Here is a 15,702-nt window from a genome sequence, read left to right on the forward strand (position 1 = left end):
TGAACCTGAACCTGAACCTGAACCTGAACCTGAACCTGAACCTGAACCTGAACCTGAACCTGAACCTGAACCTGAACCTGAACCTGAACCTGAACCTGCGACAGAAAATCAGGATAGCAGTCTGATGGTATTCAATGCAGAAGCGGGGCAATTGATTGGATTGGAAGCATCTGCAGAGCAGCATTTAACTCAATCAATGCTTACAGAAAGTGATGATGTTTTAATTTTCCCTGTTGAACCAGATGCAGCGGTACAAGTTGTAGTGGAAAGCCCGAAGCTTGAAGCTCGTCCTGTTGTCGAGCCTGAGCTTTCTGTTCAAACGGCTGAAGAGCCGATCATTCAGCCTGTACTTGAAAAGGCAGTAGTTGCAGCGGAGGGCATGGCTGAGCAAAGTCATCTTATGCCGCAGGATATTCTAAAGTTAGCTGAGCAAGTTTTAGAAGGTGATTGGGATTTAGCAAAATGGGAGTTTTGGTTTAGAACCAGTCAGTTATCGCCTGCGGTTCAAGAGTTGGCGCAGCATGGCATCATGCAGGGACAAATTAATGGCGCTTCAACCTTCCAGATTCCGCAGGAATACGAAGGTATGTTGTCGCAATTACAGCATGGTTTAGAGGATGCATTAAAAGCGCAATGGCCGCAAACGCAGTTTAGTGTGCAATACGCTGTCGTTGATTCAAATACGCCGTTAGTGATGCAAAATGAACGTAAAGAACGTGCGTTTAGCCGTGCAGTTGAATTACTTCATCAAGAGCCAACCATTAAAAGTTTGGTGGATAGCTTTGATGCTGAACTTCAAAACGTTCAATTAAAGCCTTAAATGTGGTGATTGGTGGCTGCTGCAGGTCATCATTAGAATAATAAGACCCCGATCTTTTCATTAAATTGAAAGATTTGGGTCACGTCCCTGTCATTGTACTTTTCTATGTTAGTCATCTTGGTTTCAGAATGGATTGGACATCGCAATGAACAGGCAGGGCGCAGGCGTCGTTTTCTTTAAATATTCGCATTTTTTGTTAATGAGTGTCATTTTGCTGAGTGGCTGCAACGATTCGGCAAATGATCATTCAACCACATCAGAAACAGGAAAAAAGCCTGTTATGCGCTGTGCTCCATAAAACAACAATAAGAAGACTTTAATCATGATTACACGCCGTAAATTTTTAAACTATTCTCTCAATATGGGTGTCGGTGCTGCGGCATTGACAGCTTTCCCATCCAGCATCCAAAAAGCACTCGCGATTCCTGCAAACAATCTGACTGGTAGCATTCAAGATGTTGAACATGTTGTGATTTTAATGCAGGAAAACCGCTCCTTTGACCATTACTTTGGAACATTAAAAGGTGTTCGTGGTTTTGCCGATCGTTTTACCATTCCTTTGGCAAATGGCCGCCGTGTGTGGGAGCAGTTGAGACGCAATGGGCAGGTTTTAACCCCCTTCCATTTAGACGGTAGTACCAATAATGCACAACGTGCAAGTGGCACACCGCATACCTGGAATGACAGTCAACTGGCATGGGACAATGGCCGAATGGGCAGCTGGCCGACCTATAAGACTGATATTTCAATGGGATATTTTAAAGAGCAAGAACTTCCATATCAGTTTGCTCTTGCCAATGCCTTTACCCTTTGTGATGCTTACCATTGTTCAATGCATACAGGTACCGATGCGAACCGTTCATTTCATTTGACTGGGACAAATGGCGCAACACCCACCAAAAGGTCATTTGTTAATAATGAATGGGACTGGATTGATGGCAATCCAGCTACCGCAGATCGTGGTTATAGCTGGAAGACCTATGCAGAACGCTTGGAAGAAGCGGGTATCAGTTGGATGTGTTATCAAAACATGCCCGATGAGTGGGGTGATAATATGCTGGGGGCATTCCGATCCTTCCGAAAGGCAAATATAGCATCAGGCTATCCTGTATCGAGTGGTGGTGAACCCAATAAGCCCTATGCCGATACAGGACAGAAATTACCCTATAAAGCCTATGATCGCGCAACGGATAATGCAAAAAATCCATTATATAAAGGCATTGCCAATACTTTGCCAGGGAATAAACCTGAAGAATATCTGGATGCATTTAAACGAGATATTCGAGAAGGTAAATTACCACAAGTTTCTTGGATTAATGCGCCATCCATTTATTGCGAACATCCTGATCCATCAAGTCCTGTACAAGGCGCATGGTTTATTCAGGAAATTATGAATGCGTTAACGGCTGTGCCAGAAGTATGGAGTAAAACCGCTTTATTGATTAATTTTGATGAAAATGATGGCTATTTTGATCATGTGCCGTCACCATCTGCGCCATCACGGCTTGCAAATGGTCAATATGCCGGTAAGTCGACACTCAGTACGGCTGATATGCAAGATGAATATTTTAATCACCCTGCACCAGAGGGGAGTCGCTCGCAACCGCTACCAGATGGTCGTGTATACGGACCCGGACCACGTGTTCCGTTATATGTGATTTCGCCTTGGAGCCGTGGCGGTTGGGTGAACTCACAAGTATTTGACCATACCTCGGTGTTGATGTTCCTGGAGCAGCGTTTTGGAGTAAAAGAACCCAATATTAGTCCATACCGCCGTGCTGTCTGTGGTGATCTCACCAGTGCTTTTAATTTCAAAAATCCAAATGCGGATGGCGTACCCTCATTAAACGGGCAACAAACACGTTTAGATGCGGATAATTTAAGAACACGTCAGGAGGCTTTGCCGGCTGTACCTGTGCCAAGTGAGATTAAAACGCCGATTCAGCAAAGCGGGATACGTTTTTCGCGTGCCTTACCTTATGAATTACATACCAGTGCAAAATGTCAGACCGATGGTAAGGTACAGTTAATTTTTGCGAATACCGGTACACAGGCGGCAGTATTCCATGTATACGACAAATTGAATCTAAACCGTGTTCCTCAACGCTATATTGTGGAACCGAACAAAACTTTAGAGGATGTTTGGGATGCCTTGAAAGATAATTTAGGGCGTTATGATTTATGGGTACTCGGACCAAATGGTTACCATCGCCATTTTAAAGGTGATCTACAGCGTATTGTCGATAGTGGTGTTCAACCCGAGATTCGGGTGTGTTATGACATCGCCAATGGGGATGTTTATGCAGAGTTGATGAATCATGGAACCAAAGATGCACTCTTTACACTAAAACCCTGTGCCTATCGCACCGATGCGCCTTTGCAGGTGAGCGTAAAAGCGGGACAAGTAGCGAAACAGCATTGGGCATTGGCAGAAGTCGGATATTGGTATGACTTTGAAGTGACATGTCAAAGTGATGTGAGTTACTACCGCCGTTTTGCAGGGCGAGTTGAAACCGGTGAGGATTCATTTAGCGATCCTGCCATGATTTAACCGATTGTTCGGGCAAAAAGAATGATGCATTTTCTTTTTGCCCCATACTTTTACATAAAATGGGTTAAAACTTCCCGCATACGCTCAGGAATGGGGATGCTTTTTCGAGTTTCACGATCTACAAACACATGCACAAAATGACCTTGTGCTGCTGCTTGTTGTTGGCCATGTTTAAAAATTGCCAGTTCATACCGTAGTGATGAATTACCAATTTTTCCAATTGCAACGCCGACTTCAATCATTTCGGGAAAAGACAGTTCTTGAAAGAAACTACAGGCTGAGTCAACAACCAGACCAATGCTTTCACTGCGATGAATATCGAAACCGGTTTGCTGGATCAGCAGTGCATTTGCAGCAGTATCAAAATAACTATAGTAAGTGACGTTATTTACATGGCCATAGAGGTCGTTGTCTGACCAACGGGTTTGAATCGGCAGAAAGAATTTAAATTGTTCTCGTGTTTTTAATACGGGTTTGGTCATGCATAAATCGCCTGATAAATGTGTAAAGCATCCTGTTCCGTCATTTCTCTTGGATTGTTTTGCAAGAGTCTGGTTTGTAACATCGCATCTTTGGCCAGCTGTGGTAGTTTGGCCTCGGCAATGTTCAAATCTTTTAATTTTAGTGTTAAACCACTGTGATCCAGATGGTTTTGCATATGATCAATGAACAGGTCACATAAGCCATCGGTACAGCCTGTACTGCGTGGATCTAAGAGTTGCATGAGCTCGGCATAATGCTGTTTAGCCTTTGGTGCGTTAAATTTTAAAACCTCAACCAGCACCAAGGCATTGGTATGTCCATGCGAAAGGTGAAAATGTCCACCTAATGGATATGCAAGTGCATGCACGGCACCAACGGGTGCATTGGCAAAAGCCTGACCTGCCAACATTGAACCCACCAGCATATCCTGTCTTGCTTCAAGATCAGCTCCATCTTTGAGGACTTTGGCTAAATTATGGTTGAGTAGTTTTAAAGCATTTTTAGCCAGCATATCTGCATAAAAATTCTTTTTGAGATTGGACGTATAGGCTTCTATCGCATGAACCATAGCATCTATGCCCGTTGCTGCAGTAATATGTGCTGGTAAGCCTTGGGTGAAGGTAGCATCTAAAATGGCCACATCTGCATATAGAACCGGAGAGACCACGCCCATTTTTGTCGTAGCACCAGTGGTCACGATTGAAATAGGGGTGACTTCTGAGCCTGTTCCTGCTGTGGTTGGAATTAATATCAGGGCTAAACGAGGTGCTTTGGCCTGATTGACACCATAAATTTCACTAAGATTTTGTTGCTGTTCAGGATGAGCCAGTAAAGCAATGATTTTGGCTACATCCATGGAGCTGCCACCGCCAAAGCCAATAATCACGTCGACCTGTTCTTGCTTCGCGAAATCAACAGCTTCGAGCACAACATGTTCAGGTGGATCTGCTTGAATATCTGCATAAACAATATGTTTAAGTCTGATTTGGTTTAAAATTTCTAAAATCGGCAGATGTAATTGATGTTGAATCATGCCTGCATCGGTCACGATTAATGCTTTATGATAATTCTGCTGAGTAAGCACTTGTTTAAGTTCTTGTATCGAACCTAGTCCCGCGATGATGTTGGGAACAGTTTGAAATTGGAACGGGTTCATACATACATCCTTATTTTTTCATAATAAACACAACATTTTTATCCAAAGTGATTATAGGTTTCACTACTCAATAAATTAGCATAAGACGCGGTTAAAAACTGTAGCTTTGAGGTGATTGTGCCTTCCCAAATGCCGAAAGACACTAAGCTTTTAGAAACAATCATTTTCTAGATTTAACTAATTTTAATCATATAGCGCCAAGCAATGCGGTGAACGAAACACTAATTACAAATGAACTAACGCTCTTCAACACAGAGTTGTCACGTTATATTTGTTTGACAGCAAATATAAAACTTGCCGCTATTTTATTTCAATATTCTGCATGGCCAATCAATATTAAACTATTGTTTTTAACTAGCAAATGATAGTTTTGAGTCAGCTTGATCTAGCATTATAAGTCTTTCTATGTATTCCCAAGACTGTTCAATTTTTTCATAGTTATCATTCATATTAGCGTAAACCGTCATACCATCTAAAATATTGATAAACATAGAAGATAAAATTTGAGGTTGAGTAACATTAATTTTCAAAAAGAGTTCTTCAGATAAGTCGTGTAGCCATACTCGATAGTTTTCAATCGGATTAATAATGGAGGGGTACTGTTGAAGAACTTCAACTGTTGCTTTTTGAAACATGCATCCGTGAAAATCTTCTGATTTAAACCAGTTTAGATACCAAGTATAGATTGCCTTTATTTTTCCTAAATAATCATTTTCTCTATATAAGGAAAGTTCAGTTAAAATAGCGCTTTGAATACTTTCATTTCGTCTCACTAAACACGCTTCAATCAGTTTTTCTTTTGACGGAAAATATTTGTAGAAGGTCATCTTTGCTACCCCAGATTCAAGAATAATCCGATCTACCCCTATCGAACTATATGTGAAACGATTGAACAAATCTAATGCTGTTTCAAGAATATCTTCTTTTTTTGACATATTTTATTATCCTTTAAAAAATTTATAACCTAAATAGCAAAGCTATGACATCAATGGCAGCCATCTGGTTAGTTCCTTTTTGGCGATTTTTGAATTATACGCTAAAATTATCATCTCCCGTCGCAAGCAGCAAAAAATATTATAAATATTCTGTTTTTATAATCTATAATATTTTGCTTGTCTTATTCAAGTCTTTTTTAATAGGTTGTTAATTAAAAATTAACAATATTGTACTTTTCATCTAAATAGTAAAACATTTGCTTATTATTCAGTGGAATTAAATTTTTAGACTTTTTAAAATTGATTTTAATTAAAAATAAATTTATATTCCTATGTGTCCAATAAAAAACGCTTTCGGGTAACATCAGTAAATAGCATGTATAAGTGAATAAAAGGCTAAACTGAAGGCAAATAGGATAGTAATAATACCAACAGAAAAGGAATAGACCATGGTTAAAAAATTTGAAAACTTTAATGATCCAAGAAAAAATGCTTTGAATGGAATGAAAAACAGCGTTTCTACTGAAGTTTGGCAAAAAAATATTAAATTTCTCAATAGTTTGAGGTTGGATATATCAAATCATCCTGTATCTAGACATCCCGCTATTCAAATGCTGAATGATGGTGTCATTGATAAAGTATCATTACTAAAAATTCATTTAGAATATCGACAAGCGATTGTACAAGTTTTTACCGATGCTTTACTTATGGCACAGTTTCAAACTAGACAACTAGAACCACGTTTAGAATCGGGGGCGAAGATGTTTCCTCGGTTTTTATTGAGTTTAAATATTTTAGATGAATTTGGTTTTCGTCCAGGCTTAGACCAAGAGGGATATTACACTGGAAATCCAGAATATGCTCATTACCCTTTATTTGAAGATGTACTCAATGATTTTGGAATTGGTGAGGTTGAGCGTAATGCATACCGAGCTTCAAATATAGCAGATAAAGTACGAGCTTATTTAGAAAGCTCTTTTGAGGATTATAAAGCTGTTTCGGCACTTTTAGCTGTTGCTGAAGAAGAAGTGATTTTATTTAGTCCAGCGTTACGTCAAGCTACTCATTCAATTGGTATCGATGTTGATAGTGGTTATTACTATGTGCATGGTGTTTCACACGATGCTACTGCTGAAGCAGCTGATGATGATCACGAAGATGATTTATGGTTTGTGTTAGCTCAAGCTTGTACAGAAGATGATTATGAGTTTATTACCAAAATTTGTTTCGAGTATTGTGATTTATGGCAACAATTCTGGGATAAACAAATAGCTGATTTACAGTATGAGCCATATCAAAAGTTAGCTTAATATTTAAAATAATCTATAAACGACCAACTTGAAAAGTTGGTCGTTTATTTTGATGCCCTTATTGATTTTTCTAATTATTATGTTTTATGTGAAATAAGAATAAATCTTGCTGTAGGGGGCTAGTCGTTAAAAAGTGTCTGTTTTATAAGTAGAGATCCTGAGATCATTCTTTAATTTTGGTGTGAGTGTTTTGATTAAAATGAGTGTTGATATTGAAGTTAAAAACATTAGAAATACTTCCAGAGAATTACTTAGTAGGAATAGCATCGAGTAAAATGCAAAAAAGCATAGTAGACTAACCAGTAATTTTTTGAAGTACATGGTAATAAAGGTTGAATATAAGAAGGCGGAAAAGAATAAGTTAAAGTTTTTATTCATTCCAAATTTATCAAATAAGATTATAACCAATGAAATAACGACTACTGAAATACTAAACATAAATAAATTCTTAATCAGATTCATAGTTTTTCTCTATTCATGCCATATGAAAACCCCACCTTTAAGGGCCTCATCTCAAAGGTGGGGAGTCGGTCATACACCATGTTCTAAAGTAAGCCTTTATGTTGGTATTGTCGTTTAAAATTATCATGGCTATATATTTTAAACTCAATGAAATAATGGGTTATCGAGATATTGGTGTATTTAAAAAATTATAGTTATCTAAGAAAGTATCGGTATAAGCTTTCGCTTACATGGTTATGAGAAATTTCGCACATATGGTTATAAAACAACCAGTTATTTTGTGGTGATAAAAATTTATTTGAATATATATCAATAATTTAATTTTAATTTTAATTTTAGATAAATTATGAAAAATACATTAATATTTCTTAACAGAAGTGTTGCATAAGGTGTACGCTACGAAATAAAAAAGTAAAATAGTATTAAAAACAAAGACCTGTATTTTGGGTTTTTATCAATGGTTAAATTTATTAGCTCAGTACTTTGAGTTGAATTTTTAACCTTTTCCTATTATCTAATTTTATAGCTGGATGTTACCCAAATGGAGTTCGTGAGACTTTTGTATGCAAGTAAGGCTTCTAATGTCTATCCAGACCTTAAACAAGATTTATTGAAAATTCTTGATAGAGCAGTAGACTTCAATTCTCGTAACGACATCACTGGCGTTCTTTATTATGGGCATGGTTACTTTGTTCAGTGTTTAGAAGGCCGCAGAAGTAAAATTGATGAGCTATTTTATCAAAAAATTTTAAAAGATAATCGTCATAAGAATTGCGAGATCTTATTTTATGAAAAATGCGATGTTGGACTTTTTAAACACTGGAACATGAAATTTGCACCTATTAATAAAAGGCTAGGTGATTTCTTCTTAGAAAATCATAGAGATGATTTTAATCCATTTTTACTCACAACTGACTCTATTCCTACGTTCATAGAGCTTCTAGCTTCAGAATATGCGACAGAGCCATATGTTTTTGATGTAAATTAATAAATGTAAACCGTCCATAGCATTCTAGATATGAGAAAAATATGAAAATTCAATTGTGCTATGCAAGCTCACGTCAAGGTCAAGCTGATGACTTGATTGATGATCTAAGTAACATCTTAACCATAGCTAGAGACTTCAACGCTAAAAATAATGTTTTTGGTGTACTGTATTACGCCAATAATTCTTTTTTTCAATGTTTAGAGGGAGAGGACTTTGTTGTTCTTCCTCTGTTTGACCATATCAAACGGGATATTAGGCACACTTCTATTATTGAATTTGATGTTAAACAAATTCAGAAATACAGTTTTAAAAGTTGGTCTATGAAATACGTGCAAAAAAGCTCAAAGGTTGATATCTATTTTAGTCGGCTAGGTTATGAAGAATTTTTACCTTCAGCCCTGACTGATCAGAATCTGGAAGGTTTACTAGAGGCATTATTGAATGAGACTCAGACCCATGTGCGGAAAAAAGTAGGGCTAAACCAACGTGGTATCCACCCATACTTTTAAATTTTGCTAAGTTAGATACCGCTAAACCAATGTCTTGACGATAGAAGCTGCACTGCTTGCTTAGAGATTTATGAGTATCTAATTTTATCTGTGGAGTTAATTTCAATAACTTTATAAAGCTTGTTTTTATAGTGAATAACTTTATTTAGATAGGCGTTGTCTAGTTCATCCCAGATATCAAAACTAAAAAATTCTGCGGTTTCGGCATAGATCCACAACCAAGTTGAGACTCTGCTCTTTTTGGCTGAGTCATATACTGAGTCTTGAACTCTTTTGAGTTTATGTAATTTTGAATCTTCATCCTGAAGAATGACTGCTTTAACTTTCAAATACAATACCGTCAAAAAATAGAAAGTAGTCTTTATTTTATACAATTAGAAAAAACTAGTCACATTTCAGAATGTAAAATTTTTTTTAAGCGAGTTATGTTCGGTTAATTTATACAGACTGTTAATTACTAAAAAGTAAACATTTATGAAAAATATACAATAAGGTTAAACACTAATTCCTTTCAAATCCCTGTAATTTTTGACAAAATACCAGATATCTGAATAGTCAACACATGCATAATGGCATTCATTCATTTTGTATTTATTTTGCAGGAATCTTGCATGCAATTTTTAAAACTCCTTATAAAACATGGCGTCGGAGTGATTTTTTAATGGCAAGGCCATATAAGGTGTTATGTGTCTGTTTAGGAAATATTTGCCGTTCTCCAACAGCAGAGGCAATTCTCAGACATTATTGTGATGAATCTCACCTCAATGTGGTCGTCGATTCCGCAGGAACTAGTAATTATCATCCAAATAAAGCGCCAGATGAACGTAGTCAAAAACATGCGCTAAAACGTGGTTATGATTTATCCCAGCTACGCGCAAGACAGATTACTTTAGCTGATTTTATTGAGTTTGATCTCATTCTTGCCATGGATCATGAGAATTTTAATGATATTCAAACGCTCATGTCACAGGCAGTACGTCAATTTGGTGCTGATCAGATCCGTGCTAAGCTGGCGTTGATGAGTCAACATGATCCGCATTTTAGTCAACAAGCGGTACCAGATCCTTATTATGGAGGAGCGGATGGTTTTGACCGTGTGCTTGACCAATGTGAGTCTAGCAGCCAAGCATGGGTTGGTATTTTTAAAAAACAGATGAAAGCAGGTAATAGGGTTTAATTTAATATGCAGGTACAAGCGCAGGTTCAGCTCAAGAACTTAAATACATTAAATTTGAATGCTATTGCTTCGCATTATATTCAAATCAATCATGCTGAAGAGATAATTGAAGCTTTAGCTTTCGCCGAGCAACAACATTTGAATGTTTTAGTGCTGTCTGGTGGGAGTAATGTGTTATTGCCACAGCAGATTCAAGCTTTGGTCTTACATTTGAATATTCAGGGAATAGAGCTTCAGACTGAGGATGAAGATAGCATTACTGTCAAAGTGGGGGCTGGGCAAGTTTGGCATGACTTTGTTGTATATAGTACACAACAACAATGGTTTGGCTTGCAAAATCTTGCATTGATTCCTGGTTTGGTTGGTGCTTCACCTGTACAGAATATTGGTGCTTATGGTGTGGAAGCTGGTGAGTTCATTGAATCTGTGCAAGTCTATGATCGTGAATTGAAGCAGTTTACTTCGATCACAGCCCAAGATTGTCATTTTGCGTATCGCCATAGTATTTTTAAAGACCACCCGAATCGTTACATCATTGTCAGTGTGACTTTCAAACTGCTGAAAGAGGCAGAGCTTAAACTGAATTATGGTGATCTCAAACAAGCAGTCGGTGATGAACTTACAGCGGAAAATTTACAAAATCAGGTAATTTATATTCGCCAAAGTAAATTACCGAATCCGAAAGAGTTTCCGAATGTCGGTAGTTTTTTTAAAAACCCGATTTTGACACAAGTAGAATTCGACAAAATTACTCAACAATTTCCAAACATTCCGCATTATCCGCAAACCAATAGCAATGTTAAAGTGGCAGCAGGCTGGTTAATCGATCAAGCTGGCTGGAAAGGTAAGCAACTTGGTTCGGTGGGGATGTTTCAGAAACAGGCTTTGGTCTTGGTTAATTATGCTGAGGCGACACTTGCTGATGTACAAGCGACCTATCAAGCTGTACAAAGTGATGTAAAACAAAAGTTTAGTATTCAACTTGAACCTGAACCTGTGTTATATAGTGAACAAGGATTAATCCAGCCTCATCATCTTGGGTAAAGAAATCTATGGCGAAAATGCATTGGATGGTCAGTTTGGTACGGGTAATTACCATATTATTCGTGCTATTGGGCTGTTTTGTGCTTTTTTTATACTCGCCTTTTTACTCACAACTGGTTGTTAAAGGGTTAAATCGTTTTGTTCCTGTTGATGTCAATGAAGTTGCAGCACAAAGCCAGCGACCTGCTGCTCTAAGCGAGCATGAAACTCTGGAACCAGGTTCCAATTTATGGATCGCTCGACAGGCTTATCTGAAACTGATGGAGAAAGCACTTCAATCTGAAAAGTCAGAAAACTTAAGATTGATTCAAGCGCGTTATAAATTGCTGCAAGCGTTGATTGCAGAAGAACAGGACAAAGAAACGCAGGACCAGAAAAAACAGACCAATATTCCATTAATGAACGATCAGCAACCTGTACGAGATCAGGAAAGTTCGGCGGTTGTGATTAATACACCACTGGATTTTCTACAGTGGAATACACCCGATAATCAGGCACTCGTGGGTAAATATATTGCATTCTTAGAGACTTATCCGATTGCATTGCCTGTCAATGAAGACAACAAAGATCAGACCAATAAAGATTTGATTGAGCTAAAAAATAGTAAAGAGAATATGGTTGAGCAGCAAAGCCTGTCGCAACCGAATGCGATAGTGGTATTGGGCGGCGGACTTACGCTCGGTGCGAATGGTAAAGATATTGTGGTGAATAACTACACCCGTTTACGCTTGGAAAAAACCTTGCAAGTAGAGAAAAAATACGCTTTACCGATTGTGCTCAGTGGGGTTGAAGCGCCTTATATGCAAGCTTGGTTAAAAGAACGTGGCGTAGATGCAAAGCTGCTTGAAAATCGGAGTATGAATACTTGTGAAAATTCGAGATTCAGTTCTTTATTATTACAAAAGAAAGGTGGTGCGCCTACCGTGATTCTGATTACGGATGAATATCACATGCCGCGTACACGACGTTTATTTGCTTTAAACGGCATTGAAACGGTGCCTGTGATTGCACCAATGCCTACGACGCTAACCCAGTGGCGCCCGAGTGAACAAAACTATGACCATAGTCGTCGGGCCAATTATGAAATGCTCGCAACAATTCGTGATATGTTATTTGGCTCAAGTGATTGTCGAGAGATACCATAATGTCCGATATTCCATTTTTAAATCCGACAATTCTTAAACAACTGGATTTACCCGTCCCGAATCGGGAGACGACTCCACAGGTACTTGAGGTTCTGGATTTATCCTGCGTCACTGAAATATCAAAACCATTACAGGCGTATCGTAAGTTATACGGTTTGCATTTACTGGATTGTGAACATTGGCAAGGTTATGTGGAAATGCCTTTGTTTCGCCTACACGTTCAGGTATTTCAGCCAAAACAACAAAACATACAGGGCACGGTGTGTTTACTTCATGGTTATCTGGAACATAGCGGCATTTATCAACCGATTATTAAAGAAATTCTTGATCAAGGTTTTAGTGTAGTTACTTATGATCTTCCTGGTCATGGTCTTAGTAATGGTTCACCAGCCAGTATCCAAAACTTTGATCATTATCAGCAGGTTTTACATGCTGTTTATGATGGTGTACGTGGTGCGAAACAATTACCGAAGCCCTGGTTGGGGATTGGGCAAAGTACAGGGGGGGCGATTTGGATGCATCATTTACTTGAGTATGCGGAACGCCGCGAAGACCCCATTGTTGATCGAGTGTTGTTATTATCGCCATTGATTCGGCCAGCAAAAACAGCATGGTGGCATAACTCTGTTGGGCTCGGTATTATTCGTCGAATCAAAAGCCAAGTACCACGACATTTCCGCCGTAATAATCATAACCCCGAATTTTTACGTTTTGTCCGCCTAAAAGATCCTCTACAGCCTCGCATGATGGGGATGGACTGGATTCTGGCGATGTCAAAATGGATGTTGGAAATGGAGCAACGACCAGCATGTCGTATTCCAGTCTGGTTGGCACAAGGTGCGTTGGATCAAACTGTAGATTGGCGCTATAACATCGAATATATCCGTCGTAAGTTTAGGTTGCAGACCTTATTGATGTTAGAAGAAGGGTCACATCAATTGATTAATGAGCGTGCAGATATTCGTGCTGCACTTACCGGATTGATTCCTGCTTTTTTACATGCCAAACCAAATCATCATTATTATTAATTTTGCTTTTTTCACTATTATTTAAATGATAGAATTTTTTACATCATAAAAATATCAATAAATTTTAGATATTTGGGGAAATAATGGGAAAAGGTACATTAAGGGGGCTGTGTGTCTTTATATTGTTATGTTTTTCTTCTGCTGTCTTCGCACAAGAGCTATATAAGTGCGTAACAAATCAGGGAACAACATACCAAAGTAAGCCATGTACAACTAAAACAGCGCAAAGAACAGCATGTACAGGATCAGCTGCCGATGGTTTCTCGGGAGATTGTCGATCGATGCAACAACAGCGCCAACAAGCCATGAGTTATGAGAAAAATGCATATACTCAGGATTTAGCAAATAACAAAACCAGAACAGAAACGAGACAATCACAATTCCAACGAGTAATTGTTGAATTTGCTGAATGCAAACAACGGATTATGGCTTTACAGCGATTTGCTCGTTATTCTGACCACCGATCTCAATTGGTCGAAAATAACAGCCAGTTTTATGCGGCAAGAGTGTGCACGGATGATGGGAGTGTATATGTCAGTTGTAATGCAACCACTAATACATTATTGACTCAGAAGAGTCCGACTTGTCCATTCAAAAGATAGAGCGATCCTGTATTCAAAGGATTGGTGTGTAAAAAATTAACAATGAATTGGTAAATATCCATGAAATCAGCATTTATTGTAATTGGGGCTATCTTCATAATTTTCTTTCTGCTAAATCGTTGTTCTCATCACGATCCAGTATCAGATCAGTCAAACAATCAGAATCCTATTGGACAGCGCCAACAGAACTTGGATCAGATTATTTTACTTCAGCCTTTGAAACAGCATCTACCTAAAGAATACGAGACTATTCAGCAAACAGCAAATGCGTCGGTACAGTCGAATGAAATGCTGGCTGCTGTGAGTAGTACATTATGGTGGAAGTTGCGAGATATTGTGGAAAAACAAGCGGATGATGAAGGACAACGATTGTGGACAAAGGCCTATTTGCAACAACTGTATGATGCTAAACGCAAAGGAAACTGTTTTCCAATCGCATTTCCTTTGTACAGCAAGACCAGTATTGAAGAGCGAAAAGCATTGTTGAGTATAACGACACAGCAGCAAACAGCGGCAGCATTAACTTATATTTTGACGCATAAAGGGAAGCGATCTCCTGTTGATCACATGCAGGCACCGTCAACATGGATAGGAATTGCAGATAAATTACGACAAGATTATGGTCAGGATGCCAATTTACTCAATGCTGGAGAAACTGCAACAGACAAAAATAAACAGTGTGAAGTGGTGATACGAACTTTTGAATATATTTTGTCTTTACCTCAGGAAGAACAAGCCCCAGTGATTCGCTGGATGTTAAACAGACATATTTCGGTGAGTGTTTTTTAAATGAAAAGAATCTTTGTGCATGCTCACCTAAATTTTAAAGATCAATGCCTTCGATTGATATTTTTGCTAATCATGACTTTAGGGTTATTCGCATGTGGAAAAGTTGCTCATGCGCCTAAGAATGGAGAATATGGAGAAAGTTTGGTTAACTCCATTCTTTTAACGCCGAGTGAAATTGGTGCCTTAAATCAAGCTGTTATTGAAAAACCAAAGGACACTTTTAAAAGACCTCATGTGGGGATAAGTTTTCAAGCAGAGCACAGTAAAAATCCATATCGTTTTGTTATAGTCATTAAAGGCACTGCCCAACAAGAAGGTAAGGTTGCGGTAAAATGGATTGGGGGCGTGCAAAGTGAAGCTTCTAATGGTTACCATCCTGAGGTTTTTCAAAGTGATGATAAGCATTCTTATGATTTAAACGAGCCTTTACTATTGGTCATTAGCTCGGATCCATTTTCGGTGAGTGAGCAAAGTAATGGTATGAATTATGATATTTACGCAGAATTGATGGAAGCTTCAAATATTCAATTTCAGTCTGTTGAAGTTCAGGTTTGGCAAGGAAAAGGCTCGGAATATAGTTGGGCGTCTTATCTCAAATTTTTAGTCATTTTAATGGTGGCTATCTTCGGCATTTATCGTTTGATTAGTCGATAGTGTATTCAGTATTAAATCAAAAAAAGCCACCATATGGTGGCTTTTTTTG

16 protein-coding genes and 1 pseudogene are annotated in these 15,702 nt (G+C 38.4%); 12 read left to right on the plus strand and 5 right to left on the minus strand.

Annotation, left to right across the window (positions count from 1 at the left end; translation table 11 throughout):
• Together F895_RS10025 and F895_RS10020 are read left to right on the plus strand one after the other, a co-directional pair.
• Positions 1-820 (plus strand): annotated as a pseudogene (locus F895_RS10025) (DNA polymerase III subunit gamma/tau); the annotation flags it as partial.
• A gap of 322 nt (positions 821-1,142) precedes the next feature.
• The gene (locus F895_RS10020; RefSeq protein WP_005241155.1) at positions 1,143-3,371 is read left to right on the plus strand and encodes a phosphocholine-specific phospholipase C; all 2,229 of its coding nucleotides are present in this window, start codon (positions 1,143-1,145) and stop codon (positions 3,369-3,371) included.
• A gap of 50 nt (positions 3,372-3,421) precedes the next feature.
• Here F895_RS10020 and F895_RS10015 read toward each other — a convergent pair whose 3' ends face one another.
• The 3 genes from F895_RS10015 to F895_RS10005 all read right to left on the minus strand — a co-directional run bounded on the left by F895_RS10015 (position 3,422) and on the right by F895_RS10005 (position 5,945).
• A complete protein-coding gene (locus tag F895_RS10015) occupies positions 3,422-3,853 on the minus strand; it encodes an acyl-CoA thioesterase (RefSeq protein ID WP_005241157.1) in 432 nt (143 codons plus the stop codon).
• Positions 3,850-5,010 carry an iron-containing alcohol dehydrogenase gene (locus tag F895_RS10010; protein WP_005241159.1) on the minus strand — a complete coding sequence of 387 codons (1,161 nt, stop codon included), beginning with the start codon at positions 5,008-5,010 and terminating at the stop codon, positions 3,850-3,852. The genes F895_RS10015 and F895_RS10010 overlap by 4 nt, the downstream gene beginning before the upstream one ends.
• 350 nt (positions 5,011-5,360) lie before the next feature.
• Complete coding sequence (locus F895_RS10005) at positions 5,361-5,945, minus strand: TetR/AcrR family transcriptional regulator (protein ID WP_005241161.1); 585 nt, start codon at positions 5,943-5,945, stop codon at positions 5,361-5,363.
• A 449-nt stretch (positions 5,946-6,394) separates the two neighbouring features.
• On the opposite strand from F895_RS10005, the gene F895_RS10000 reads away from it, so the two are divergent.
• Positions 6,395-7,255 carry a hypothetical protein gene (locus F895_RS10000; protein ID WP_005241163.1) on the plus strand — a complete coding sequence of 287 codons (861 nt, stop codon included), beginning with the start codon at positions 6,395-6,397 and terminating at the stop codon, positions 7,253-7,255.
• 126 nt (positions 7,256-7,381) lie between these two features.
• Here the strand turns inward: F895_RS10000 and F895_RS20265 are convergent, their stop codons facing one another.
• Positions 7,382-7,717: a hypothetical protein gene (locus F895_RS20265; RefSeq protein ID WP_005241165.1), complete on the minus strand. Its 336-nt coding sequence runs from the start codon at positions 7,715-7,717 to the stop codon at positions 7,382-7,384.
• A gap of 541 nt (positions 7,718-8,258) precedes the next feature.
• Here F895_RS20265 and F895_RS09990 point away from each other — a divergent pair.
• Positions 8,259-8,705: a BLUF domain-containing protein gene (locus F895_RS09990; RefSeq protein WP_005241167.1), complete on the plus strand. Its 447-nt coding sequence runs from the start codon at positions 8,259-8,261 to the stop codon at positions 8,703-8,705.
• A gap of 41 nt (positions 8,706-8,746) precedes the next feature.
• Positions 8,747-9,214, plus strand: coding sequence for a BLUF domain-containing protein (locus tag F895_RS09985; protein WP_005241169.1), 468 nt, complete (start codon positions 8,747-8,749; stop codon positions 9,212-9,214).
• A 68-nt stretch (positions 9,215-9,282) separates the two neighbouring features.
• Here the strand turns inward: F895_RS09985 and F895_RS0118915 are convergent, their stop codons facing one another.
• Complete coding sequence (locus tag F895_RS0118915) at positions 9,283-9,543, minus strand: hypothetical protein (protein WP_026040187.1); 261 nt, start codon at positions 9,541-9,543, stop codon at positions 9,283-9,285.
• A gap of 332 nt (positions 9,544-9,875) precedes the next feature.
• Between F895_RS0118915 and F895_RS09980 the strand changes: the two genes are divergently transcribed.
• The 7 genes from F895_RS09980 to F895_RS09955 all read left to right on the plus strand — a co-directional run bounded on the left by F895_RS09980 (position 9,876) and on the right by F895_RS09955 (position 15,653).
• Positions 9,876-10,391: a low molecular weight protein-tyrosine-phosphatase gene (locus F895_RS09980; RefSeq protein WP_005241171.1), complete on the plus strand. Its 516-nt coding sequence runs from the start codon at positions 9,876-9,878 to the stop codon at positions 10,389-10,391.
• Between the two features lie 6 nt (positions 10,392-10,397).
• Complete coding sequence (murB, locus tag F895_RS09975) at positions 10,398-11,435, plus strand: UDP-N-acetylmuramate dehydrogenase (protein WP_005241173.1); 1,038 nt, start codon at positions 10,398-10,400, stop codon at positions 11,433-11,435.
• Positions 11,436-11,443: 8 nt separating this feature from the next.
• The gene (locus tag F895_RS09970) at positions 11,444-12,580 is read left to right on the plus strand and encodes a YdcF family protein (protein ID WP_005241174.1); all 1,137 of its coding nucleotides are present in this window, start codon (positions 11,444-11,446) and stop codon (positions 12,578-12,580) included.
• Positions 12,580-13,608 carry an alpha/beta hydrolase gene (locus F895_RS09965; protein WP_005241175.1) on the plus strand — a complete coding sequence of 343 codons (1,029 nt, stop codon included), beginning with the start codon at positions 12,580-12,582 and terminating at the stop codon, positions 13,606-13,608. Before F895_RS09970 ends, F895_RS09965 begins: the two co-directional genes overlap by 1 nt.
• An 83-nt stretch (positions 13,609-13,691) precedes the next feature.
• A complete protein-coding gene (locus tag F895_RS0118920; protein ID WP_026040186.1) occupies positions 13,692-14,210 on the plus strand; it encodes a DUF4124 domain-containing protein in 519 nt (172 codons plus the stop codon).
• 60 nt (positions 14,211-14,270) lie between these two features.
• The gene (locus tag F895_RS09960) at positions 14,271-14,999 is read left to right on the plus strand and encodes a hypothetical protein (protein ID WP_005241177.1); all 729 of its coding nucleotides are present in this window, start codon (positions 14,271-14,273) and stop codon (positions 14,997-14,999) included.
• Entirely contained in the window at positions 15,000-15,653 is a 654-nt protein-coding gene (locus F895_RS09955) for a hypothetical protein (RefSeq protein ID WP_005241178.1), read from the plus strand. It abuts the gene before it with no gap.
• Positions 15,654-15,702: the final 49 nt, after the last annotated feature.

This window comes from Acinetobacter sp. CIP 64.2, assembly GCF_000369645.1.
GTDB lineage: Bacteria > Pseudomonadota > Gammaproteobacteria > Pseudomonadales > Moraxellaceae > Acinetobacter.

What these genes read in the sequence shown, in the direction of transcription:
- F895_RS0118920 (WP_026040186.1), top strand. Translation starts at nt 13,692, where the DNA reads ATGGGAAAAGGTACATTAAGGGGGCTGTGTGTCTTTATATTGTTATGT.
- F895_RS09970 (WP_005241174.1), top strand. Translation starts at nt 11,444, where the DNA reads ATGGCGAAAATGCATTGGATGGTCAGTTTGGTACGGGTAATTACCATA.
- F895_RS10020 (WP_005241155.1), top strand. Translation starts at nt 1,143, where the DNA reads ATGATTACACGCCGTAAATTTTTAAACTATTCTCTCAATATGGGTGTC.
- murB (WP_005241173.1), top strand. Translation starts at nt 10,398, where the DNA reads ATGCAGGTACAAGCGCAGGTTCAGCTCAAGAACTTAAATACATTAAAT.
- F895_RS09990 (WP_005241167.1), top strand. Translation starts at nt 8,259, where the DNA reads ATGGAGTTCGTGAGACTTTTGTATGCAAGTAAGGCTTCTAATGTCTAT.
- F895_RS10010 (WP_005241159.1), bottom strand. Translation starts at nt 5,010, where the DNA reads ATGAACCCGTTCCAATTTCAAACTGTTCCCAACATCATCGCGGGACTA.
- F895_RS20265 (WP_005241165.1), bottom strand. Translation starts at nt 7,717, where the DNA reads ATGAATCTGATTAAGAATTTATTTATGTTTAGTATTTCAGTAGTCGTT.
- F895_RS10000 (WP_005241163.1), top strand. Translation starts at nt 6,395, where the DNA reads ATGGTTAAAAAATTTGAAAACTTTAATGATCCAAGAAAAAATGCTTTG.
- F895_RS09960 (WP_005241177.1), top strand. Translation starts at nt 14,271, where the DNA reads ATGAAATCAGCATTTATTGTAATTGGGGCTATCTTCATAATTTTCTTT.
- F895_RS09955 (WP_005241178.1), top strand. Translation starts at nt 15,000, where the DNA reads ATGAAAAGAATCTTTGTGCATGCTCACCTAAATTTTAAAGATCAATGC.
- F895_RS10015 (WP_005241157.1), bottom strand. Translation starts at nt 3,853, where the DNA reads ATGACCAAACCCGTATTAAAAACACGAGAACAATTTAAATTCTTTCTG.
- F895_RS10005 (WP_005241161.1), bottom strand. Translation starts at nt 5,945, where the DNA reads ATGTCAAAAAAAGAAGATATTCTTGAAACAGCATTAGATTTGTTCAAT.
- F895_RS09980 (WP_005241171.1), top strand. Translation starts at nt 9,876, where the DNA reads ATGGCAAGGCCATATAAGGTGTTATGTGTCTGTTTAGGAAATATTTGC.
- F895_RS09985 (WP_005241169.1), top strand. Translation starts at nt 8,747, where the DNA reads ATGAAAATTCAATTGTGCTATGCAAGCTCACGTCAAGGTCAAGCTGAT.
- F895_RS09965 (WP_005241175.1), top strand. Translation starts at nt 12,580, where the DNA reads ATGTCCGATATTCCATTTTTAAATCCGACAATTCTTAAACAACTGGAT.